This window comes from Streptomyces sp. SID13666 (genome assembly GCF_010548325.1).
Classification (GTDB): domain Bacteria; phylum Actinomycetota; class Actinomycetes; order Streptomycetales; family Streptomycetaceae; genus Actinacidiphila; species Actinacidiphila fildesensis.
In genome coordinates, this window is sequence record NZ_JAAGLX010000126.1 from 1 (window position 1) to 988 (window position 988).

Annotated in this window: 1 protein-coding gene; it reads right to left on the bottom strand. The window is 71.0% G+C overall.

Annotated elements, in window-relative coordinates; translation table 11 throughout:
• Positions 1-113 precede the first annotated feature (113 nt).
• Positions 114-988 (bottom strand): alpha/beta fold hydrolase (locus G3I60_RS43680; RefSeq protein ID WP_164608549.1); only part of this gene is annotated, 875 nt, incomplete at its 5' end.

Below are 988 nucleotides of genomic sequence, written 5' to 3' on the forward strand. Positions count from 1 at the left end.
GACAAGGTCGCAGCCCAGGTCTTCAACACGAAGTTGCGCAAGCTCTAGGCCCGGGCCCAGGCGCAATGGGAACTCCTGCTCATCGAGCGGGAGTTCCGTCTGCCGCACCGCACTCAGTTCGTGGCGTCCCTCAGCTCCGTGAGGAACGGGATCAGCGCCGCGTTGACCTCGTCGGGCCGTTCCTGCTGCGTCCAGTGGCCACAGCCCTCCAACAGCACCGGGGGACGCCGCAGGTTGGGCATCAACTCCGGGAGCCGCTCGATGAGTTGGGGCGTACCCGGAAAAGCCGGCACCAGGTCCCTGTCGCCGTACACGTACAGCGCGGGCGGGCTGACCACGGCTCCGTGCCAGGCCGCCGTCAGTTCCCAGTTGCGGTCGATGTTGCGATACCAGTTGAGGGCGCCGGTGAAGCTGCCCGCGAAGCTGGCGGTGAGGGAGTCGAGGTCCGCCTCCGTGAGCCAGGCCGGGAGCTTCTCGGGGTCGCGCATCGTGTCCAGCCAGCCCTGGCCGGGCTCGACCAGCGGCTGCTTGCCGGTGCCTGAGTCCGGGTCGTCGCCGGAGGCGCCGTACAGGGCCTTGCGGAGGGTGGTGCGCGGGTCGCGGGCCAGTTCCTCGTCGGCGACGCCGGGGAGGTTGAAGTAGTTCCAGTAGAAACGGCCGCCGAACATCGCCTCCATCACGCCCAGGGGCCGGTGCTCGCCCCGGAACGGCGGCGGCACGCTCAGGCCCGCCACCCCGCGTACGACGTCCGGCCGCAGCAGCGCGGTGTGCCAGGCCACCGGCGCACCCCAGTCGTGGCCGACGACGTACGCCGTCTCCTCGCCGAGCGCGTGGATCAGCCCGACCACGTCGCCGACCAGGTGCAGGATGCTGTGCGCGCACACGTCCTCGGGGCGCTCACTCCCGCCGTATCCGCGCTGGTCGGGGGCGACGACCCGGAAACCGGCGGCAGCCAGCGGCCCGAACTGGTGACGCCAGGAGTGCCAGG